We start from the raw sequence: 21,059 nt of genomic DNA, 5'->3' as shown, positions 1-21,059 counted from the left end.
TCGCGTAGCGTCGCCGAGGTGACTTCCTCCACGATCCCGCTGTCGCACCCGCTCTACGGGGCGTCCTGGCCTGGCGCCGGCTGCACGACGTGGATAGCAGCGGGCTCTGGTTCTTCCTCGTGCTGATCCCGCTCATCGGGGTGATCGTCCTGCTGGTGTTCACGACCGGGCGTTCCCGTCCCGCGGGCGCCCGCTTCGACAGGTATCCCTGAGCGCGCACGAGGGCGCCATCGACGCCTTTAGACTCGTCGTCATGACGTTCGCCCTCACGAGCGCGCCCGCAGGCGTGCTCGCCAGCATCCCGAGCCCTCCGATCAACGGATTCAACCTGTGGCCGGGCGGCCCGGAGATCCGGTTCTACGCGCTGTGCATCATCGCCGGCATCGTCGTGGCCACACTCCTCACGAACAGGCGCCTCACCAAGCGCGGGGGCGAGCCCTGGGTCGTGGTGGACATCGCGCTGTTCGCGATTCCGCTCGCGCTCATCGGCGCTCGAGCCTTCCACGTGCTCACGCACCCCGGGTTCTACTTCGGCGACGGTAAGAACACCTGGAACCCGTTCGAGCCGGGGTCGGTGTGGGCCATCTGGGAGGGCGGCATCGCCATCTACGGCGCCCTGATCGGCGGCGCGATCGGCGCGCTCATCGGCTGCCGCTGGACCGGCATCCGGTTCTGGAGCTTCGCGGATGCCCTGGCTCCGGGCCTGATCATCGCCCAGGCGATGGGCCGTTTCGGCAACTACTTCAACCAGGAGCTGTTCGGTCAGCCGACCGACGCCTGGTGGGGGCTGGAGATCGCCCGACCCAACGACGCGATCCCCGTCGGACTGCCAGAGGGCACGCTTTTCCAGCCGACCTTCCTGTACGAGGTGATCTGGAATCTGTTGGGCGCTGCCGTCATCCTGTGGGCCGGTAAGCGCTTCACGATGCAGTGGGGCCGCCAGTTCGGTCTGTACCTCGTGTGGTACTCCGCGGGCCGAATCGTCTGGGAGAACATCCGTATCGACCCCAGCGAGGTCTTCCTCGGACTCCGCTCGAACGTCTGGGCCGCGATCTTCGGCGTGATCCTGGGTCTCGTCATCCTGGTGGTCCAGAAGGTGCGTCACACGGGCTTGGAGGCCTCGCCGTACCGGCCCGGTCGCGAGTGGGTGGACAAGACGGCTGTACAATCGCAGAACACCGAGGACTTCGTCGATGTGAGCGCACCCCCCGCCGACGAAACCATCACGACTGGCAGCGCCACAAGCACCGCCGCCAAGTAACTCTCCGGGCCGACGTCGTCCCAGCAACAGCAACAATCGAGGACGGTTGGTATGGCTTCGAGCCCCCGTCACAGCGCCCCCGGATCTCCGGGCTTCGGCGCCTTCCCTGCCAAGCAGGGCATGTACAACCCCGCATTCGAGAAGGATGCGTGTGGTCTGGCCATGGTCGCGACTCTTCGCGGCGAGGCGGGCCACGACATCATCGATCTCGCCCTGACGGCGCTTCGCAACCTGGAGCACCGCGGCGCAATCGGCTCCGACGCCGGAACCGGCGACGGCGCGGGCATCCTCACCCAGATGCCGGACGCGTTCCTGCGCGCCGTCGTGGACTTCGACCTGCCGCCGGTGGGGGAGTACGCGGCGGGCCTCGCGTTCCTCCCGCGCGACGGTGAGGAGCGCGCCGCGCAGAAGGCCGGCATCGAGCGGATCGCCGCGAGCGAGAACCTCGTGGTGCTCGGCTGGCGCGAGGTGCCCACGGAGGAGGAGCACCTCGGCAAGCTGGCCCTCGAAGCGCGACCGGCGTTCGAGCAGGTGTTCCTTTCCCGCCCCGCGGTGGGCGACGCGCCCGCGCTCAGCGGCATCGACCTGGACCGTCGGGTGTTCCGACTGCGCAAGCGCGCCCGCAACGAACTCGACGCCTACTTCGTCTCGCTGTCCAGTCGCACGCTCGGATACAAGGGCATGGTCACGACCCTGCAGCTGGAGCCCTTCTATCCCGACCTGCAGGACGAGCGCTTCGCCTCCGAGCTGGCCGTCGTCCACTCCCGTTACTCGACCAACACGTTCCCGTCGTGGCCGCTCGCGCAGCCGTTGCGGATGGTCGCTCACAACGGCGAGATCAACACGGTCAACGGCAACCGCAACTGGATGCGGGCGCGCCAGTCGCAGCTCGAGTCCGAGGTGCTGGGCGACATCCGTCCGCTCCTGCCGATCTGTACCGACGGTGCGAGCGACTCCGCATCCTTCGACGAGGTGCTCGAGCTTCTCACCCTCACGGGCCGGAGCCTGCCGCACGCCATCATGATGATGGTCCCGGAGGCGTACGAGAAGCAGCCCGACATGGACCCGAAGCTGCGGTCGTTCTACGAGTACCACTCCATGCAGATGGAGCCATGGGACGGCCCCGCCGCACTCATCTTCACCGACGGCACCGTCGTAGGGGCCACCCTCGACCGCAACGGCCTGCGTCCGGGACGCTGGACCGAGACGACCGACGGACTCGTCGTCATCGGCAGCGAGACCGGTGTGCTCGACTTCGAGCCCGAGCGCATCAAGCGCCGCGGCCGGCTGCGGCCCGGTCGCATGTTCCTCGTTGACACGGCACAGCGCCGCATCATCGAGGACGACGAGATCAAGAACGAGCTCGCGACGCTCCAGCCGTGGCAGGAGTGGTTGGATGCCGGTCGCGTGCGCCTCTCGGAGCTTCCGGAGCGCGAGCACATCGTGCACCCCATCGCCTCCATCACGCGTCGTCAGCGCACCTTCGGGTACACCGAGGAGGAAGTCCGCATCCTCCTCACGCCCATGGGTCAGACGGGTGCAGAGCCGCTGGGTGCAATGGGCAGCGACACTCCCGTCGCGGTTCTCAGCGACCGCCCGCGGCTGCTGTTCGACTACTTCACGCAGCAGTTCGCGCAGGTGACCAACCCGCCGCTGGACTCGATCCGCGAGGAGGTCGTCACCTCGCTCTCGCTGGGACTGGGCCCCGAGCCGAACCTGCTGAGCTGGGGCGCGGAGCACGCGCGCACGGTCACGCTCGACTTCCCGGTCATCGACAACGACGAGCTCGCGAAGATCCAGCACATCGACACGGCCCTGCCGGGGCGCACCTCTGCCACGATCCGCGGCCTCTACCGCGTGCAGGCCGGCGCGAAGGGCATGGAGAAGCGCCTCACGCAGATGTGCGCCGAGGTCGACCGTGCCATCGAGGACGGTGCCGAGTTCATCGTGCTCAGCGACCGCGACTCCAACGCGGACCTGGCACCCATCCCGTCACTGCTGATGCTCGCGGCCGTGCACCACCACCTCATCCGCAACGAGACCCGCATGAAGGTCGGTCTCGTGGTCGAGGCAGGTGACGTGCGCGAGGTGCACCACGTGGCCACCCTCATCGGCTATGGCGCGTCCGCGGTGAACCCCTACCTGGCGATGGAGAGCGTCGAGTACCTCGTGCGCGCCGGGTTCATCACGGGCATCTCGCCGGAGAAGGCGGTCAAGAACCTGATCAAGGCGCTTGGCAAGGGCGTTCTCAAGATCATGTCGAAGATGGGTATCTCCACCGTGTCGTCGTACGCGGGCGCCCAGGTGTTCGAGGCGGTCGGTCTCTCCGAGGAATTCATCGCGTCCTACTTCACCGGCACCGAGTCGAAGCTCGGCGGCGTGGGCCTCGACGTGATCGCGGCCGAGAACGCGGCACGCCACGCCTTCGCGTACCCCGAGGATGCGGCCGCGCGTGCGCACGAGCGGCTGTGGACCGGTGGCGAGTATCAGTGGCGTCGCGACGGTTCGCCGCACCTCTTCAACCCGGACACCGTCTTCCGGCTCCAGCACGCCACTCGCGAGCGTCGCTACGACATCTTCCGCGAGTACACGAAACTCGTGGACGACCAGGCGAGCGAGCTCAAGACGCTGCGGGGCATGTTCGGCCTGCGCACCGGCGTCCGGCCTCCCGTGCCGATCGACGAGGTCGAGCCGATCTCGGCGATCGTGAAGCGCTTCTCCACCGGTGCGATGAGCTACGGCTCGATCTCGAAGGAAGCGCACGAGACCCTCGCGATCGCGATGAACCGCATCGGCGGCAAGTCGAACACGGGCGAGGGCGGCGAGGACGTCGAACGTCTGCTCGATCCCGAGCGGCGCAGCGCCATCAAGCAGGTGGCGTCGGGCCGGTTCGGCGTCACGAGCCTGTATCTCACCGAGGCCGACGACATCCAGATCAAGCTCGCGCAGGGCGCGAAGCCCGGCGAGGGCGGGCAGCTGCCCCCGCAGAAGGTGTACCCGTGGGTGGCGCGCACCCGTGGCGGCACGCCCGGCGTCGGGCTCATCTCGCCGCCTCCGCACCACGACATCTACTCGATCGAAGACCTCAAGCAGCTCATCTTCGACCTCAAGCGCGCGAACCCTTCGGCGCGTGTGCATGCCAAGCTCGTGAGCCAGTCGGGCATCGGCGCGGTGGCCGCGGGGACGGCGAAGGCCCTCGCCGACGTCATCCTGGTCTCCGGGTTCGACGGGGGAACGGGCGCCAGCCCGCTCAACTCGCTCAAGCACGCAGGAACCCCGTGGGAGCTGGGTCTCGCCGAGACGCAGCAGACGCTGATGCTCAACGGCATGCGCGACCGGGTGGTCGTGCAGGTCGACGGACAGCTCAAGACCGGCCGCGACGTGATCATCGGTGCGCTGCTGGGTGCCGAGGAGTTCGGATTCGCGACCGCACCGCTCGTGGTCTCGGGCTGCATCATGATGCGCGTGTGCCACCTCGACACCTGCCCGGTGGGAGTCGCGACGCAGAACCCGGTTCTGCGGGAGCGCTTCACCGGCAAGCCCGAGTTCGTCGTCAACTTCATGGAGTTCATCGCTCAGGAGGTGCGCGAGTACCTCGCCGAGCTCGGGTTCCGCTCGCTGGACGAGGCGATCGGGCACAACGAGCTGCTGGACGTCAACGGTGCGATCGAGCACTGGAAGGCCAGCGGCCTCGACCTGGCACCCGTCCTCGAGGGTCCCGCGTTCGCCGAGGATGAGCCGCGCCGGAACGCCCGTGAGCAGCTGCACGAGCTCGAAAAGCACTTCGACGTGGCGCTCATCGAACGTGCGCAGGACGTCATCGCCCACGGCGGTACGGTCGAGATCACCCTCCCGGTGCGCAACACCGAGCGAGCCGTCGGCACCATGCTCGGTCACCACGTGACCAAGGCACGGGGCGCGAACGGACTTCCGAGCGGTTCGATCATCGTCAACCTCACCGGGTCGGCCGGTCAGTCCTTCGGCGCCTTCATGCCGGCGGGGATCACGCTGCGCCTCGAGGGCGACTCCAATGACTACGTCGGCAAGGGCCTCTCGGGTGGGCAGATCGTCGTGCGTCCGCCGCGCGGTTCGAGCTTCGACGCCTCGCAGAACGTGATCGCGGGCAACGTCATCGGCTATGGCGCGACGCAGGGCACGATGTTCCTGCGCGGCGTCGTCGGTGAGCGCTTCCTGGTGCGCAACTCGGGTGCGACAGCGGTCGTGGAGGGTGTCGGCGACCACGCGCTGGAGTACATGACGGGCGGTCTCGCCGTCATCCTCGGCACGACCGGACGCAACCTCGGCGCTGGGATGTCGGGCGGCACGGCCTACGTCTACCGCCTCGACGAGAACCTGGTGAACCGCGAATCGCTCGCCTCGGGCGAGCTCGAGCTGGGCGAGCTGGGATCCGGCGACGCCGCGATCCTGCGCGACCTGCTCGAGCGTCACACCGCGGAGACGGAATCGTCTCTGGCGGCATCGCTCCTCGAGAACTTCGAGGAGGAAGTGAAGAACTTCGTGCGGGTCATGCCGCGCGACTACGCAGCGGTGCTGCAGACCCGCGAGGAGGCGTTGGCGGAGGGGCTGGACCCCGACGGCGACATCGTGTGGAGCCGCATCATGGAGGTGACCGGTGGCTGACCCCAAGGGCTTTTTGAAGGTAACGGAGCGGGAGCTGCCCGCGCGCCGCCCCGTACCCGTGCGCATCATGGACTGGAAAGAGGTCTATGAGCCCGGTGACTCGGCGGTGCTGCGCCGGCAGGCAGGCCGGTGCATGGATTGCGGCATCCCGTTCTGTCATAAGGGGTGCCCGCTGGGCAACCTCATTCCGGAGTGGAACGACCTCACCTGGCGCGGCGAGGGCCGCAGCGCCATCGAGCGTCTGCACGCCACCAACAACTTCCCGGAGTTCACGGGACGGCTGTGCCCCGCTCCCTGCGAGAGCGCCTGCGTGCTGGGCATCAACCAGCCCGCGGTGACCATCAAGCAGGTCGAGGTCTCGATCATCGACGAGGCCTTCTCGCACGGATGGGTCGAGCCGGAGCCGCCGGAGCGGCTGACCGGTAAGACGGTCGCCGTCGTCGGGTCGGGCCCTGCGGGCCTCGCTGCTGCTCAGCAGCTGACCCGTGCCGGTCACACGGTCGCGGTGTTCGAGCGCGACGACCGCATCGGTGGTCTGCTGCGCTACGGCATCCCGGACTTCAAGATGGAGAAGCGCCACCTCGAGCTTCGCCTGCGCCAGATGCAGGACGAGGGGACGCGGTTCCGCGCCGGCGTCGAGATCGGCCGCGACATCACGTGGGACGAGCTGCGCAGCCGGTACGACGCGGTCGTCGTCGCCACCGGCTCGACAGTGCCGCGCGATCTCTCCATCCCCGGTCGCGACCTGGCCGGTGTGCACTTCGCGATGGAGTACCTGGTCGAGTCGAACCGCGCAGTCGCGGGTGAGAAGCTCCACACGCAGATCAGCGCGGAGGGCAAGCACGTCGTCGTCATCGGCGGCGGCGACACCGGCGCCGACTGCATCGGCACCGCACACCGTCAGGGCGCGCTGAGCGTGACGAACCTCGCCATCGGCAAGCAGCCCCCCGCATCCCGCCCGGATGCGCAGCCCTGGCCGACGACGCCGACGATCTTCGAGGTGCAGTCGGCGCACGAGGAAGGCGGCGAGCGGGTCTTCCTGGCCTCCACCGTCGAGTTCCTCTCGAACGAGGTCGGCGAGGTGCGCGCGCTGCGTGTGGCCGAGACCGAGTACGTCGACGGCCGCCGGGTGCCCAAGAGCGGCACCGAGCGCGAGATCCCGGCCGACCTGGTGCTCATTGCGATGGGATTCACCGGGCCGGAGCGTACGGAGCTCGAGGGTCAGCTGCACACGCAGTTCACCTCGCGCGGCAACGTCGAGCGCGACGACGCCTACCAGACGACCACGCCCGGCGTGTTCGTGGCGGGCGATGCGGGTCGCGGCCAGTCGCTCATCGTGTGGGCGATCGCCGAGGGGCGTGCGGCCGCCGCATCCGTCGACCGTTACCTGATGGGTTCGACCTCTTTGCCGGCGCCTGTACGGCCCACCGATATCGCGATCGGGTTGCAGCCCGCGTAGGCTTAACCTGCATCCCCTTCATCGCTAAAAGACCCGGAGTTCGAACTCGGATGAGACGCGCGAAAATCGTCGCAACCCTAGGCCCGGCAACTTCCTCCTACGAGATGGTCCGCGCGATCATCGACGCAGGTGTGAACGTCGCCCGCCTCAACCTCAGTCATGGTGACTACTCGGTCCACGACGCGAACTTCGCGAACGTGCGCCGTGCCGCGGAGGACGCCGGCTCCGCCGTCGCGATCCTCGTCGACTTGCAGGGGCCCAAGATTCGCCTCGGCAAGTTCGCCGACGGCCCTCACGAGCTCGCCGTGGGTGACATCTTCAAGATCACGGTCGAGGACATCCTCGGGACCAAGGAGATCGTCTCGACGACCTTCAAGGGCCTCCCGCAGGACGTCAAGCCCGGTGATTTCCTTCTGATCGATGACGGCAAGGTTCGTGTCGAGGTCGTCGAGACCGACGGCACCGTCGTCACCACGAAGGTCGTCGTCGCTGGCCCCGTCTCCAACAACAAGGGCATCAACCTCCCCGGTGTGGCCGTCAACGTCCCCGCACTGTCGGAGAAGGACGAGGCCGATCTTCGTTGGGGTCTGAACGCGGGTGCGGACATCATCGCGCTCTCGTTCGTGCGCAACGCCGAGGACGTCAACCGCGTGCACGAGATCATGGCGGAAGAGGGTCGGCGTGTGCCGGTCATCGCCAAGATCGAGAAGCCGCAGGCCGTCGACAACCTCGAGGAGATCATCGACGCGTTCGACGGCATCATGGTCGCTCGCGGCGATCTCGGTGTGGAGCTTCCGCTGGAGGCCGTGCCGATCGTGCAGAAGCGCGCCGTCGAGCTGTGCCGTCGAATGGCCAAGCCGGTCATCGTGGCCACCCAGATGCTCGAGTCCATGATCGAGAACCCGGTCCCGACTCGCGCCGAGACGAGCGACGTCGCCAACGCCGTCCTCGACGGCGCGGACGCGGTCATGCTCTCGGGCGAGACCAGCGTCGGCAAGTACCCGGTCGGCGTCGTCGAGACGATGGCGCGCATCGTGGCCTCCACGGAGGAGCACGGACTCGACCGCATCGCTCCGTTGAACACGAAGCCGCGCACGCAGGGTGGCGCGATCACCCTGGCTGCGATGGAGGTCGCGCAGTTTGTCGAGGCGAGCTGGCTCTGCATCTTCACCGAGTCCGGCGACACCGCTCGTCGCATGTCGCGCCTGCGTCCCAGCATCCCGATGATGGCGTTCACGCCGGACCCGGCGATCCGTCGTCGCATGGCCGTGACGTGGGGCATCCAGTCGGCGCTGGTGGAGCACGTGCCGCACACCGACCACATGTTCATGCAGGTGGACGAGTTCTTCCTGTCCAAGGGTCTGGCCAAGGAGGGTGACAAGGTCGTCGTGATCTCCGGTTCCCCTCCCGGAATCGCAGGGTCGACGAACGACATCCGCATCCACAAGATCGGTGACGCCGTCAACGGCCGCGCCCCGATCTGGTCGGGCGAGTAACCCGCGAGGTGCACAGAAGGGACCTTCCCTGAGGGGAGGTCCCTTCTGCTGTGCGGTGCGCTGCCCCGTGCGCGTGCCCTGCGCTCGTGCCCTGCGCTCTTGCCTTGTGCGCGTGCCGCGTGCTCGTGCGTAGGGCGCGTGCGCAGGGCACGCGGCGCACTCGCGGTGTGCGGCACCGTGATGCGTGTCTCAACGGTTCACGTCCTGAGGGCCCCGCGCGTGCACAAGTGAGACACGAAGCCACTCTGGCGCCGACCCGGTGGTGCGTGTCTCAACCGTTCACGTCGCGAGCGCCGCAGGCGTGCACAAGTGAGACACGAAGCACCCCGGGACACCGCGCACCGGATGCGTGTCTCAACCGTTCACGACGTGAGCGCCGCGCGCGTGCACAAGTGAGACACGGAGCCACTCTGGCGCCGACCCGGTGGTGCGTGTCTCAACCGTTCACGTCGCGAGGGCCGCAGGCGTGCACAAGTGAGACACGAAGGGCACGCGCGACCGCGACAAGATGTTGGTGCCGGCGGTGGGAGTCGAACCCACACACCCTTTCGAGTAACCGAGTTTGAGTCGGTCGCGTCTGCCATTCCGCCACGCCGGCATCGACCACGCAGGTGGCCGGATTCGACCTTATCGCACCGGCCGACCGCGGCCCGCCGTCGGGCTCTGCGGCCCGGTCGAGCGTTTTCCTCGGGGGCGGAAGATCGCCTCGACGCCCGCCGACGCCCGCCGACGGCCGCATCCGCGCCGTCGGCGGTGTCGCATCCGGATGTGGACTGCCCGCGTGCCGTAGGATTCAAAGGTGACTGAGCAGGAAACCGCCGCGACCAACCCGACCGCACCCCGCCGCGTGGTGGTGGCAGAGGACGAGTCGCTCATCCGCCTCGACATCGTCGAGATCCTCCGCGACAACGGCTTCGACGTCGTCGGTGAGGCCGGAGACGGTGAGACCGCCGTGCAGCTCGCCACGGATCTGCGTCCCGACCTCGTCATCATGGACGTCAAGATGCCGCAGCTCGACGGCATCAGCGCCGCGGAGAAGCTGAACAAGAACCACATCGCCCCCGTCGTGCTGCTGACGGCCTTCAGCCAGAAGGAGCTCGTGGAGCGTGCGAGCGAGGCAGGGGCTCTGGCCTACGTCGTCAAGCCGTTCACGCCGAACGACCTGCTGCCCGCGATCGAGATCGCGCTGGCGCGCTATGAGCAGATCATCACGCTCGAGGCCGAGGTCGCCGACATGGTCGAGCGCTTCGAGACCCGCAAGCTCGTCGACCGTGCCAAGGGCCTGCTGAACGAGAAGATGGGCCTCAGCGAGCCCGAGGCGTTCCGCTGGATCCAGAAGGCGTCGATGGACCGCCGCCTGACGATGCAGGACGTCGCCAAGGCGATCATCGAGCAGCTCGCTCCCAAGAAGTGACGCGCCCCGCCTGATCCGATCGATCAGGCGATTCCGGCGGTGTCCTTCACGAGGTTCGTGATGCGCACGGTCGAGCAGCGGCGCCCCGCGTCGTCCGAGAGGACGATCTCGTGCACCATCAGCGTGCGCCCGACGTGCAGGGGGGTGCACACTCCCGTGACGAACCCGGATGTGGCCGAGCGTGTGTGCGTCGCGTTGATGTCGACCCCGACGGCGAGGCGCCCGGGGCCGGCGAGGTAGTTCGCGTGCATCGAGCCGAGCGACTCACCCAGCACGACGTAGGCGCCGCCGTGGAAGAGACCCACCGGCTGCGTGTTGCCCTCGACGGGCATGCGTGCGACGGCGCGCTCAGCCGTGAACGCGAGCCACTCGAGTCCCATCTTGTCAGCGAGGGCGCCCGTGCCGCGGCGCGTCACCCATTCCAGCGGATCGATCGTGTACTCGGGCGCGGTCATGCTGCTCCTGGGCTCCGGGGTGTCGTGTCCGCAGGCCTTACTAGGCTGTCAGGGTGACGGACTCCGAAAAGCCTACTCTGCTCGTCGTCGACGGCCACTCGCTCGCCTTCCGGGCGTTCTACGCCCTTCCCGTCGACAACTTCACGACGAAGGACGGCCAGCACACCAACGGCGTCTACGGCTTCCTGTCGATGTTCGTGAACCTTCTGAAGGCCGAGAAGCCGACGCATCTCGCGGTGGCGTTCGACACCTCGCGCGTCTCGTTTCGCACTCGTGAGTACCCCGAGTACAAGGCGACCCGCAGTGAGACCCCGCCCGAGTTCTCCGGGCAGATCCCCCTTCTGCAGGAGTGCCTGCGCGCCATGAACGTGACGGTGCTGACCAAGGAGGACATCGAGGCGGACGACATCCTGGCCACCCTGGCGACCGAAGGAGTCGCTGCGGGCTACGACGTGCTCGTCTGCTCCGGCGACCGCGACACCATCCAGCTCGTCACCGACGAGGTCACGCTGCTCTACCCGAGCGTGCAGGGCGTCTCGCAACTCAAGCGCTACACCCCCGAGACGGTGCGCGAGCGCTACGGGGTGGCCCCGGCGCAGTACCCCGAGATCGCGGCGCTCGTGGGGGAGACGAGCGACAACCTGCCCGGCGTTCCCAAGGTCGGCGAGAAGACAGCCGTGAAGTGGCTCACGCAGTGGGGATCCCTTGACGAGCTGCTGGCCAACGCCGACAAGGTCACCGGCGTCGTGGGCAACAACCTGCGCGAGCACATCGACGACGTGCGTCGCAATCGCGCGCTCAACCGTCTCCTGCGCGATGTCGAGCTGCCGGTGACGCCGCAGGATCTCGCCGTGCGTCCGATCGACGCGCAGGGCGTGCGCGACATCTTCGCCCGGCTCGAGTTCCGCACGCTGCTGCCGCGCGTGTTCGAGGCCACCGGAGCGGATGCGGCCGGCGCCGTCGCCGACGAGGCACCGGTCGTCGCGGCCCCGTCTCCCGTGGAGGCGACGGACCCCGCGATGCTCACCGCGTGGCTCGACGAGGCCGGTGACGCGGAGATCGGGGTGACCGTCGTGCTGGGCGCTTCCGTACCTACGCGGATCGGGCTCGCCCGCGCTGACGCGGTGATCGAGGCGGGGTGGAGCGACGGCGTCGCCGACGCCCTTGCGCCCTGGCTCGCCTCCGCTCGCCCGAAGACCTTCACCGACGCCAAAGGCCAGGTGAAGGCACTCCGGCGTGCGGGACTCACGGTCGCCGGCGTGGCGTTCGACACGCTCCTCGCCGGCTGGCTCATCCGTCCGAGCCTTCCCGACAAATCGCTCGGCGACCTCGTAGACCGTTACCTCGGCGAGAAGCTCCCGGAGGCCGATCCGTCGCAGCTCGTGCCCGAGACCGAGGGGGCGACGCCCGGCCAGCTGGCGTGGTACACGATCCGGGTGGCCGAGCCCCTGCGTGCCGCTCTGGGCGACGGTCCGTCCTCCGTGCTCACCGATATCGAATTGCCCACCCTGCTCGCGCTGGCCGACATGGAGCTCGCGGGCGTGGCCGTGTCGCACGAGGTGCTGTCAGGCTTCTCGGCCGAACTGGCCGAGCGCGCGGACGGCCTCGCGCAGCGCGCCTACGCGGCGATCGATCGCGAGGTCAACCTCGGTTCGCCGAAGCAGCTGCAGGAGGTGCTGTTCGAGCAGCTCCAGCTGCCCAAGACCCGCAAGACGAAGACCGGTTACTCGACGGATGCGGCCGTCCTCGCCGACCTGCAGGAGTCGCACCCGCACCCCTTCCTCGACCTGCTGCTGCAGCACCGCGAGGCGACGAAGCTGCGTCAGATCATCGAGACGCTCGACGCGGCGATCGCCGCCGACGGACGCATCCACACGACCTACCTGCAGACCGGTTCGCAGACGGGCCGGCTCTCGAGCACCGACCCCAACCTGCAGAACATCCCGATCCGCACCGAGGAGAGCCGCCGCATCCGTTCGGCGTTCCAGGTGGGCGCGGGCTATGAGACGCTTTTGACGGCCGACTACTCGCAGATCGAGATGCGCATCATGGCGCACCTGTCGGAAGATCCCGGGCTGATCGAAGCGTTCAACACGGGGGAGGATCTTCACCGGTTCGTCGGTGCGCGCGTGTTCGGCGTGGCCCCGGAGGAGGTCACACCGCAGATGCGCACGAAGGTCAAGGCGATGTCCTACGGTCTCGTCTACGGCCTGTCCGCGTTCGGGCTCTCCAAGCAGCTGCGCATCGATCAGTCCGAAGCGAAGCAGCTGATGGGGGAGTACTTCGCGCGCTTCGGTGCGGTGCGCGACTATCTGCGCGCCTCCGTCGAGAAGGCCCGCGAAGACGGCTACACCGAGACGATCTTCCAGCGGCGTCGTCCGTTCCCCGACCTCGCCAGCCCCAACCGGGTGCTGCGCGAGAATGCGGAGCGCGCAGCGCTCAACGCCCCCATCCAGGGGAGCGCGGCCGACATCATGAAGATCGCGCTGTTCCGCATCCACGCCGAGTTCCAGGAGCGTCAACTCGCCTCGCGCGTGCTGCTGCAGATCCACGACGAACTCGTCGTCGAGGTCGCTGCAGGAGAGTGGGACCAGGCCGAGCAGATCGTGCGTGCGCGCATGGGGGATGCGGCGCAGCTCACGGTCCCGCTCGACGTGCAGATCGGCCGCGGCGCTGATTGGAACGCGGCCGGGCACTGAACGGCTCCGACCGTCGGCGTAGGCTCGAATCCATGAGTGAAACGTCCCGCCCCACCACTCCCATCGACACCATCGCCGACGCGTGGGTCGACACCGTGGCCGAGTTGTCGCCCACGACCGCTACGTACATCGGTCGGTTCGAGTTCAACGACCGATTCGGGGACTACTCGCCCGAGGGGGCCGAGCGCTACGCCGAGGCAGCCCGCCGCACTCTCGCCGACCTCGATGCGGCCGAGCCCGTCGACGACATCGACGCCGTCACGAAGGCGGACCTGTCGCGCGAGCTGCGCCTGGACCTCGAACTGCACGAGGCCGAGGCGGGCCTGCGCGACCTCAACGTCATCGCATCCCCCGCACAGGACATCCGGTCGGTGTTCGATCTCATGCCCACCGACACGATCGCGGACTGGGAGGTCGTCGCCCGCCGTCTGCACGCCCTGCCCTCGGCGATCGACGGCTACATCGCGACACTTCGGGCGGGGATCGCGGCGGGAACAGTCCCCGCGCGCCGCCAGGTGCTGGAGGTCGTCACGCAGATCGAGCGGTACACCGCGGAGACCGGGTTCTTCGCGACGTTCGCCGGAGATGCCGCCCCCGACAAGGGACAACTGCCCGCATCCCTCGCTCGCGAACTCGCCGATAAATCGGGCGCCGCCCGCGTCGCGTACGACGATCTCGCACGTTTCCTGTCTGCGGAGCTCGCCCCGGTGGCCGGCGACCAGGATGCGGTGGGCCGGGAGCTCTACGCCCTGCATTCGCGTCGTTTCCTGGGCGCCGAGATCGACCTCGACGAGACGTACGAGTGGGGCATCGAGGAACTGGCCCGGATGGTCGCCGAGCAGGAGTCCATCGCGAACGAGATCCTGCCCGGCGCGAGCGTCGCTGAGGCCGTCGCGCACCTGGAGGCGGACCCCTCGCGCAAGCTGCACGGCACCCGCGCGCTGCAGGAGTGGATGCAGGCGACGAGCGACCGTGCGGTCGCCGAGCTCGGTCGCACCCACTTCGACATCGCGGAACCGATCCGCACGCTCGAGTGCATGATCGCTCCGACGCAGGAGGGCGGCATCTACTACACGGGCCCGACCGACGACTTCTCCCGGCCGGGCCGCATGTGGTGGTCGGTGCCCGAGGGGGTCACCGAATTCGACACGTGGCGCGAACTAACCACCGTGTATCACGAGGGCGTCCCGGGGCACCACCTGCAGATCGCGCAGGCCGTCTACAACCGCGCGCAGCTCAACTCCTGGCGGCGTCTGCTGGCCGGAACCTCCGGACACGCCGAGGGCTGGGCCCTGTACGCCGAGCGCCTCATGGAGCAGTTGGGGTACCTCGACGACCCCGCCGACCGCCTGGGCATGCTCGACGGACAGCGGATGCGGGCGGCCCGCGTCGTGCTGGACATCGGCGTGCACCTGGGCAAGCAGCGTCCGGACGGCGCCGGCGTCTGGGACCACGATTTCGCTCTCGCGTTCATGCGGCAGAACGTCAACATGCCGGACGCGTTCATCCAGTTCGAGGTGAACCGCTACCTCGGGTGGCCGGGGCAGGCACCTTCCTACAAGGTCGGTCAGCGCATCTGGGAGCAGATCCGAGACGATGCGCGTCAGGCGCAGGGCGACGCCTTCTCGATCAAACTGTTCCACAAGCGGGCTCTCGACATCGGCGGTGTCGGTCTCGACACGCTGCGCAACGCGCTGCGCGATCATTGAGGGAATGACGGCGCTCGCCCGCGAGTTGTATCCGTCTGAATGAAAGGTGGTCGCGATGACCGTGGAGTTCGGACTGGACACTTTCGGTGACGTCACCGCGGACGCGCAGGGCGTGCCGCTGACGGACGCGCAGACGATTCGCAACGTGGTCGAGCAGGCCGTGCGCGCCGACGAGGTCGGGCTGGCGTTCTTCGGCGTGGGGGAGCACCATCGCAAGGAGTTCGCGGTCTCCAGCCCCGAGATCGTGCTCGCCGCCGCGGCCGCACGAACGCGCGACATCCACCTCGGCACCGCCGTGACGGTTCTCTCCTCAGACGACCCCGTGCGCGTGTACGAGCGCTTCGCCACGCTGGATGCGGTCTCGAACGGGCGTGCGGAGGTGATCCTCGGGCGCGGGTCGTTCATCGAATCCTTCCCGCTCTTCGGTTTCGACCTCGCCGATTATGAGGTGCTCTTCGACGAGCGCCTCGATCTGTTCAGCAGGCTGCGCGATGAGAGACCGGTGACCTGGCAGGGGAGTACCCGCGCCGCGTTGAAGGACGCCGACGTCTTCCCCAAGACGGAGAACGGCTTCCGCGCGTGGGTCGGCGTGGGCGGCTCACCGGAGTCGGTCGTCCGGGCCGCGCACCATGGCTATGCCTTGATGCTCGCGATCATCGGGGGAGCAGCGGCACGATTCCGTCCGTACGTGGACCTCTTCCACCGCACGCGCGACGCGATGGGCGCGCAGCGCCTGCCCGTCGGCGTCCATTCGCCGGGTCACGTCGCGGACACGGACGAGCAGGCGTGGGACGAGATGTATCCGGCGATGGAGGCGAACCGCAACGCGATCGGTCGCGAGCGCGGCTGGCCCCCGTACAGCCGCGCACAGTTCCAGAACGACGTCGGTCCCGACGGCGCCGTGTACGCCGGATCGCCGGAGACCGTGGCGCGCAAGCTCGCGGCCACCGTGCGGACCCTCGGGATCGACCGGTTCGACCTGAAGTTCTCGAACGGCACGCTCGCGCACGAGAAGATGCTGCACTCGATCGAGCTCTACGGCACAGAGGTGGCCCCGCGGGTGCGCGAGCTGCTGGCCGAGGGCGACGAGTAGGCTCGACGGGTCCGGCACGGAGAGCCGGCGGAACAGGGGAACGCGTGCCCGACATCCGGTACGTCGCGATCGGCGATTCGTTCACCGAGGGAGTCGGTGACGAGCTTCCGGACGGTCGTGTGCGCGGTTGGGCGGACCTCACCGCGCAGGGCTGGGCGAACTCGCTCGGTCATGAGATCTCCTACGCGAACCTCGCCATCCGCGGAAAGCTGATCTGGCCCATCGTCGCCGAGCAGCTGGAGCCCGCGCTCGCGCTGAGGCCGACGCATCTCTCGTTCAACGGCGGTGGTAACGACATGCTGCGCCCGCGGACCGCCATCTCGCACGTGGCGGATGCCTTCGACCAGGTGCTGCGCCGGTGCGACGAGGAGGGAGTGACGCTCATCGTGCTCAGCGGCGCGAATCCCGCGCCGCACCTGCCGATGGGGCGCCTCATCCAGCGTCGCGGCGACGAGCTCTCGGCCGCGGTCGTCTCTCGCATCGAGAACCGACCGGACGTCGTCCAGGCGTTGAACTGGCCCGACAGAGAGTTGTCGTCGCGAGGCTACTGGTCGGACGACCGCCTGCACATGAGCGCGCGGGGCCATCATCGCGTGGCGGCTCGCGTGCTCGAGTCCCTCGGGGAGACGCCGGATCCCTCGTGGTGGTCGCTTCCCAGCGAGTCCGCCGCGCGCACGAGCTCCGGCCTGGCGTACTACCGCACGCACGTGGGGCCCTGGGTTCAGCGTCGCTTGACCGGCCGGTCGTCAGGCGACGGCCGAGTGCCGAAGTTCGGCGACTGGGTCACGGTGACACCGACAGCGTGACCTGCGCGAAAGGCCCGTCCGTAGCGGCCTCTTCCACACGCAACCGCGTGTAGTCCAGGCGACGGGGCAGGAGCGGACGTCCCGACCCGAGGACCGCCGGAGCGTAGGTCACGATGATGCGGTCGAGGCGGCCGATGTCGGCGAACTGACCAGCGAGGTCGCCACCGCCGACGATCCAGACATCCCGCCCCGCGGCCGCTGCTTCGAACTCTGCGAGATGCGACGAGCCGGGTCCACGGAGGTGCCGTGCATCAGCCCCTGCCGCGGGTGCCACCTCACGTGAGCTGAACACGAACGCGGGGCGGTCCGCGTAGGCGTCGTGCCAACGCTCGGGGTGTTCGTCGAGGCGCTCGTGCCGATACACCCAGTCGAACGTCGTCGATCCCATCACCAGCGTGCCCACACTGTCGAGGAAGCTTGCAAACGCGCCGGCGTCATCGGCGCTGGGCACGTTGAGCAGCCATTCCAGGCTGTCCGCATCGTCGGCGAGGAAGCCGTCGAGAGTGGATGCGGTGCCGTAGACGTAGCGGACCATGGTGTCACCGTATGTGGGGCGTCCGACATCCCTCGGCCCCTCACGGTCCATGGTGTGCCGCGTCCCGATCCTTCCTACGATGGCACTGTGGACGTCTCGTGGGAGAGCGCGCTCGGTTGGCGGATGGCACGCCAGGGACTCAGCGAACCCCGTGAGTCAGTTCGAGAGGTTCTCACGCGTCTCCTCGCGATCCCCGCGTGGTCGGGAGATCCTGCCCACGTGCTAGCGGTGCGTTCTGCGGGCGGCACGGTCGATGCGGCCCACACTCTGCTCTCGAGCCCGGATGTCATCCGTACGTTCGCGGCCGGTGGGGCGACCGCCTTCACCACCCCACGCGCGGCGGCCGACCTGCTGGCGCTTCGCGCCGCCGGGCGGCAGTGGGAGAGGCGAAGCTGGCAGAGCTTCTACAGGCTGACGCCCGCGCAATGGCTGGAGCTTCGCGCCTGCGTCCGCTCGGCCCTGGCCGCGGGCCTGTTGACCCGGCGACGGCTTGCCGAACGGGTCACGCCGGTTCCGGCGTTCGCCCACCTCGGTGACGCGTTCACGCATCCGTCGTGGACCTTCATTAAGCCGTTCGCCTGGCAGGGGGACCTGCGACTCGGTCCGACGATCGACGGCGAGGCGACCGTGCAATCCTTCGACGGTGTCGCCGGCTGGAGGGGGACGTCTTCGCTCGCCGAGGCAGGGCCGCGCGCCGTCCGCGACTTCCTCGCCGCCTACGCGCCGGCGACGGAGACGCAACTGCACGCATGGTTCACGGCGGGCCTGACCGTGCGTCGACGGCTCGTACGCGAGTGGCTCGACGAGCTCGACTCGATCACAACCGTCACGGTGGCGGGGGAGCGGGCCTATCTACGCGCCGAGGATGCGGAGGAACTCATGGGTGCGACACCGTCCGAGACGGTGGCGCTCCTACCCGCGTTCGATCCCTGGCTGTTCGCCGGAGGCACCGACTTCGCGCCGATCGTGCCGGGGACGCGTCGTGCACTTATGAGTCGCGGGGGCCGCCCTCTCGTCGCCGGGGGAGCAGTGCGCGGCGTGTGGCGTCTCGAGGGTGGGAGCGTGGATGTCGAGCTGTTCGAGGAGGTGCGGCCACCGGGAAGCGAAGACCTCGCGGCGGGGGTCGCCCGTCTCTCCGAGGTGCTGCAGCGAGAGCTCAGCTGGCGGATGAGGACGATGTAGAGGGAGTGATCGACGAGGACAGTCGTCCTCGTCCGAACGGCAGCAACGGTGCGCGGTACACCAACGGTCCCGCTGTCTCGGGCTCGAGGTCGATGGCGGCCGATCCGAAACGCCAGACGCGGTTGAACAGGAACACGCCGATCCGCTCGGATCGCGTTGCCGAGACCTGCCAGGTTCCGCGTCCCCACTGCACCGGCTGTCCGCGGCCGTCGATCACGACGGTGGGACGCACCGCGTACAGAGCCAACCGGGGCTTGCGCAGATCGAGCTCGATCCGTCGGGTGGCAGGCGTGGAATCGGGCGGCATGTTCTCGACAGTAGTCGGCGCCGCGGGCGACCTCGGGCGAAGGGATGTCTGTGCAGATCCGCCCGGTGGGGGCCGCCGATCTCCCGCTCCTCGAGCGAATCGAGAACGAGGCCGACACGCTCCTGGTGGATCTTCTCCAGCCAGACCAGTGGCACCCCGCACCAACGAGTGCCGAGCGCCTCGCCAACGGGGGCATCATTCTCGTCGCCGAAGGGGAGGCCCAGACTGTCGTCGGTTTCGTTCACATCATCGAGTTTGACGGCGGGGCGCATCTCGAACAGGTGTCCGTGCTGCCCGCCTTCGGCGGCCGCGGCATCGGACGCGCGCTCATCAAAGCAGCCAAGGATGCGGCACGCCGGGCCAGATACGCCAGGTTGACGCTTCGGACCTCCGCCGATGTTCCATGGAACGCGCCGTTCTACGCCTGCGCGGGGTTCGCAATTGAAGTGCCGTCCGGCGACGTCCATCGCATGCTGGTCGAGACGGAGACGCGGCTCGGACTCGACCGTTTCGGGCGGTGCGTACAGATGGGCGTCGATCTTCCGCGGTAACTGCTCGGATGAGCAGAGCTGACTCCGGCACGCGGTCGGAGCGGTAGGGGGAGCGCTCTCATCGGCGTGTCCGGACAGATCACGAGCCTCTGCGCAACGGCGCAGGGGGGAGCGGTAACGACGAGCCGATCGGATCGGCATCCAGGCCGTGCTGCCGGAGCCTGTTCGTTGACTCGACTGCGAGAATCTGCTCCAAGCGCCGGAGTGCCCGCTGATGGCGTGTGCGCGCCGTGGACTCGTTCACCTCGAGGATCCTCGCAGCCTGCGCGATGAGGAAGCCGTCCCAGTGAACGAGCATGACGAGCTCGCGCGTCTTCCGGTCGAGAGACATGAGCGCAGCTCTCACCTCGTGGTCGCGAATTCGTGCCTCGGCCGCGGTGCTGGCGGCGTTGTCGAGGACGGCGGTTGCCCGGAGGTGGTCTCTCAGACGGTCCGCGAGTCCGATCTGCTTCGTCTGGTGGCGGTAATAGCGCCGCATCACATTGCGGGCAACGCCGAAGCACCACATCCGTGCTTGCTCAGGATCTTCCGGCAGGCGCGTGTGCTTCTCCCAAACGACGAGAAGCACACTACCGAGAAGGTCTGCAGCGTCTTCGCGGTCATGGACACGCCGTTGGAAGTACTGAAGCACATCTGCGGCGTTGGCTTCCAACACTGCCCGCGTCCGCTCGTCGGACGGCGGATTGGTCGCTGGGTTCGTCGTCAATGCAGTCGTCCTGCACAGTCCGATGTCGCACCCGCGCTCGAACCCGGCTCCCGCAACGCGGCCGGGATCTCTTGCCAGATGAGATCCTGGGCTTGCGAGAATGAGAAGCTGTCGCGGACCTCAGGGGTATCCACTTGCAGATCGCTGTCCGGCCCCGGCACGAATGGGTGCGCCACTGCTTGGTCATAGATCCTCTGCCCGATTCCGCTCCAGTCATGGCTTTTGACGAATGCAACGAGTCGTTCATCCACTGCGGTCCGGTTCTCGGGCTCGCCGAAGTAGATCCCGTAACGGCAGCTCACCGTGATGCCGGTGTCGGTGGTATAGGTGATCGGGATCACGACGTCGAGATCAACAGGCGTTCCGTTGACGGAGAGCCCGAGCGGGAGCAGCCACACGGCACCCGTCAGGATGGCGGCGCCGGCCAGCCCGAAGGGAAGCAGGATCCTACGCCGTCGCCACCAGCGGCGGCGTGATGCGGGAGCGTCCGTGGATGCGGCACGGGCGTCGGAGATCATCCCGTGCAGCAGCGGAGCAAGTGCGTCATCCGCGCGGCCTGCGAGAGGATCAGCGGATGCGAGTTCCCGTTCTGTGTCGTGCGTCACTGTGACTCCCTTACTACTCCTTCTCTGTAAGACATGCAGGGGAGGAGCCGAACCGTCTCACACACGTTCTCCCTCACTCGTAAATGACATAATGTGCATTATCGGTAATTGACCTCGGTGTCCGTCGGAGTGGGCGGCTC

17 protein-coding genes and 1 tRNA gene are annotated in these 21,059 nt (G+C 68.0%); 12 read left to right on the top strand and 6 right to left on the bottom strand.

The genetic code is table 11. The features are described 5' to 3' along the window. Positions 1-65 precede the first annotated feature (65 nt). Genes KYX17_RS32065 through pyk form a run of 5 tightly spaced genes read left to right on the top strand, consistent with a single transcriptional unit; the run spans position 66 to position 8,857 of the window. A complete protein-coding gene (locus tag KYX17_RS32065; RefSeq protein WP_283818168.1) occupies positions 66-212 on the top strand; it encodes a DUF805 domain-containing protein in 147 nt (48 codons plus the stop codon). 41 nt (positions 213-253) lie between these two features. Then, positions 254-1,261, top strand: a complete 1,008-nt coding sequence (lgt, locus tag KYX17_RS15565; RefSeq protein WP_243227853.1) for a prolipoprotein diacylglyceryl transferase — start codon at positions 254-256, stop codon at positions 1,259-1,261. 51 nt (positions 1,262-1,312) lie between these two features. Further along, positions 1,313-5,902 (top strand): glutamate synthase large subunit, encoded by a 4,590-nt coding sequence (gene gltB, locus KYX17_RS15560; protein WP_374208960.1) that lies wholly within the window; start codon positions 1,313-1,315, stop codon positions 5,900-5,902. Then, positions 5,895-7,361, top strand: a complete 1,467-nt coding sequence (locus KYX17_RS15555) for a glutamate synthase subunit beta (RefSeq protein ID WP_243227852.1) — start codon at positions 5,895-5,897, stop codon at positions 7,359-7,361. Before gltB ends, KYX17_RS15555 begins: the two co-directional genes overlap by 8 nt. Before the next feature lie 50 nt (positions 7,362-7,411). After that, the gene (pyk, locus tag KYX17_RS15550; RefSeq protein WP_243227851.1) at positions 7,412-8,857 is read left to right on the top strand and encodes a pyruvate kinase; all 1,446 of its coding nucleotides are present in this window, start codon (positions 7,412-7,414) and stop codon (positions 8,855-8,857) included. A gap of 512 nt (positions 8,858-9,369) precedes the next feature. On the opposite strand, the gene KYX17_RS15545 is transcribed toward pyk, so the two are convergent. After that, positions 9,370-9,455: transfer RNA gene (locus tag KYX17_RS15545), tRNA-Leu, on the bottom strand. Positions 9,456-9,656: 201 nt separating this feature from the next. Here KYX17_RS15545 and KYX17_RS15540 point away from each other — a divergent pair. Continuing rightward, the gene (locus KYX17_RS15540) at positions 9,657-10,271 is read left to right on the top strand and encodes an ANTAR domain-containing response regulator (protein WP_137416998.1); all 615 of its coding nucleotides are present in this window, start codon (positions 9,657-9,659) and stop codon (positions 10,269-10,271) included. A 23-nt stretch (positions 10,272-10,294) separates the two neighbouring features. Here the strand turns inward: KYX17_RS15540 and KYX17_RS15535 are convergent, their stop codons facing one another. Continuing rightward, positions 10,295-10,726, bottom strand: a complete 432-nt coding sequence (locus KYX17_RS15535; protein WP_243227850.1) for a hotdog fold thioesterase — start codon at positions 10,724-10,726, stop codon at positions 10,295-10,297. A gap of 53 nt (positions 10,727-10,779) precedes the next feature. Between KYX17_RS15535 and polA the strand changes: the two genes are divergently transcribed. Genes polA through KYX17_RS15515 form a run of 4 tightly spaced genes read left to right on the top strand, consistent with a single transcriptional unit; the run spans position 10,780 to position 17,033 of the window. Then, positions 10,780-13,425: a DNA polymerase I gene (gene polA, locus KYX17_RS15530; protein ID WP_243227849.1), complete on the top strand. Its 2,646-nt coding sequence runs from the start codon at positions 10,780-10,782 to the stop codon at positions 13,423-13,425. Between the two features lie 32 nt (positions 13,426-13,457). Next, positions 13,458-15,134, top strand: coding sequence for a DUF885 domain-containing protein (locus KYX17_RS15525; protein WP_243227848.1), 1,677 nt, complete (start codon positions 13,458-13,460; stop codon positions 15,132-15,134). Positions 15,135-15,189: 55 nt separating this feature from the next. Then, on the top strand, positions 15,190-16,227 hold the full coding sequence (locus tag KYX17_RS15520; protein ID WP_243227847.1) for an LLM class flavin-dependent oxidoreductase: 1,038 nt from the start codon (positions 15,190-15,192) through the stop codon (positions 16,225-16,227). Between the two features lie 44 nt (positions 16,228-16,271). After that, complete coding sequence (locus KYX17_RS15515; RefSeq protein WP_243227846.1) at positions 16,272-17,033, top strand: SGNH/GDSL hydrolase family protein; 762 nt, start codon at positions 16,272-16,274, stop codon at positions 17,031-17,033. Here KYX17_RS15515 and KYX17_RS15510 read toward each other — a convergent pair. Next, positions 17,011-17,568 (bottom strand): dihydrofolate reductase family protein, encoded by a 558-nt coding sequence (locus KYX17_RS15510; protein WP_243227845.1) that lies wholly within the window; start codon positions 17,566-17,568, stop codon positions 17,011-17,013. The genes KYX17_RS15515 and KYX17_RS15510 overlap by 23 nt on opposite strands. Before the next feature lie 219 nt (positions 17,569-17,787). On the opposite strand from KYX17_RS15510, the gene KYX17_RS15505 reads away from it, so the two are divergent. Then, the gene (locus tag KYX17_RS15505) at positions 17,788-18,750 is read left to right on the top strand and encodes a DNA glycosylase AlkZ-like family protein (protein WP_243227844.1); all 963 of its coding nucleotides are present in this window, start codon (positions 17,788-17,790) and stop codon (positions 18,748-18,750) included. Here KYX17_RS15505 and KYX17_RS15500 read toward each other — a convergent pair. After that, a complete protein-coding gene (locus tag KYX17_RS15500; RefSeq protein WP_243227843.1) occupies positions 18,725-19,057 on the bottom strand; it encodes a hypothetical protein in 333 nt (110 codons plus the stop codon). The genes KYX17_RS15505 and KYX17_RS15500 overlap by 26 nt on opposite strands. 44 nt (positions 19,058-19,101) lie before the next feature. Here KYX17_RS15500 and KYX17_RS15495 point away from each other — a divergent pair, with 44 nt between their 5' ends. After that, positions 19,102-19,608 carry a GNAT family N-acetyltransferase gene (locus KYX17_RS15495; protein ID WP_243227842.1) on the top strand — a complete coding sequence of 169 codons (507 nt, stop codon included), beginning with the start codon at positions 19,102-19,104 and terminating at the stop codon, positions 19,606-19,608. 79 nt (positions 19,609-19,687) lie between these two features. Here KYX17_RS15495 and KYX17_RS15490 read toward each other — a convergent pair whose 3' ends face one another. Beyond that, positions 19,688-20,314, bottom strand: a complete 627-nt coding sequence (locus KYX17_RS15490) for an RNA polymerase sigma factor (protein ID WP_243227841.1) — start codon at positions 20,312-20,314, stop codon at positions 19,688-19,690. Then, entirely contained in the window at positions 20,311-20,919 is a 609-nt protein-coding gene (locus KYX17_RS15485; RefSeq protein WP_243227840.1) for a hypothetical protein, read from the bottom strand. The genes KYX17_RS15490 and KYX17_RS15485 overlap by 4 nt, the downstream gene beginning before the upstream one ends. Positions 20,920-21,059 lie beyond the last annotated feature (140 nt).

The organism is Microbacterium sp. CIAB417 (genome assembly GCF_022788845.1).
The sequence above is the reverse complement of the archived record's forward strand: the minus strand, read 5'-3'. Positions and strand labels throughout refer to the sequence as shown.

Excerpts from the sequence above, each read along its gene's own strand:
- KYX17_RS15525 (WP_243227848.1), top strand. The coding sequence starts at position 13,458 with ATGAGTGAAACGTCCCGCCCCACCACTCCCATCGACACCATCGCCGAC.
- KYX17_RS15510 (WP_243227845.1), bottom strand. The coding sequence starts at position 17,568 with ATGGTCCGCTACGTCTACGGCACCGCATCCACTCTCGACGGCTTCCTC.
- KYX17_RS15535 (WP_243227850.1), bottom strand. The coding sequence starts at position 10,726 with ATGACCGCGCCCGAGTACACGATCGATCCGCTGGAATGGGTGACGCGC.
- pyk (WP_243227851.1), top strand. The coding sequence starts at position 7,412 with ATGAGACGCGCGAAAATCGTCGCAACCCTAGGCCCGGCAACTTCCTCC.
- KYX17_RS15500 (WP_243227843.1), bottom strand. The coding sequence starts at position 19,057 with ATGCCGCCCGATTCCACGCCTGCCACCCGACGGATCGAGCTCGATCTG.
- gltB (WP_374208960.1), top strand. The coding sequence starts at position 1,313 with ATGGCTTCGAGCCCCCGTCACAGCGCCCCCGGATCTCCGGGCTTCGGC.
- KYX17_RS15520 (WP_243227847.1), top strand. The coding sequence starts at position 15,190 with ATGACCGTGGAGTTCGGACTGGACACTTTCGGTGACGTCACCGCGGAC.
- KYX17_RS15495 (WP_243227842.1), top strand. The coding sequence starts at position 19,102 with ATGTCTGTGCAGATCCGCCCGGTGGGGGCCGCCGATCTCCCGCTCCTC.
- lgt (WP_243227853.1), top strand. The coding sequence starts at position 254 with ATGACGTTCGCCCTCACGAGCGCGCCCGCAGGCGTGCTCGCCAGCATC.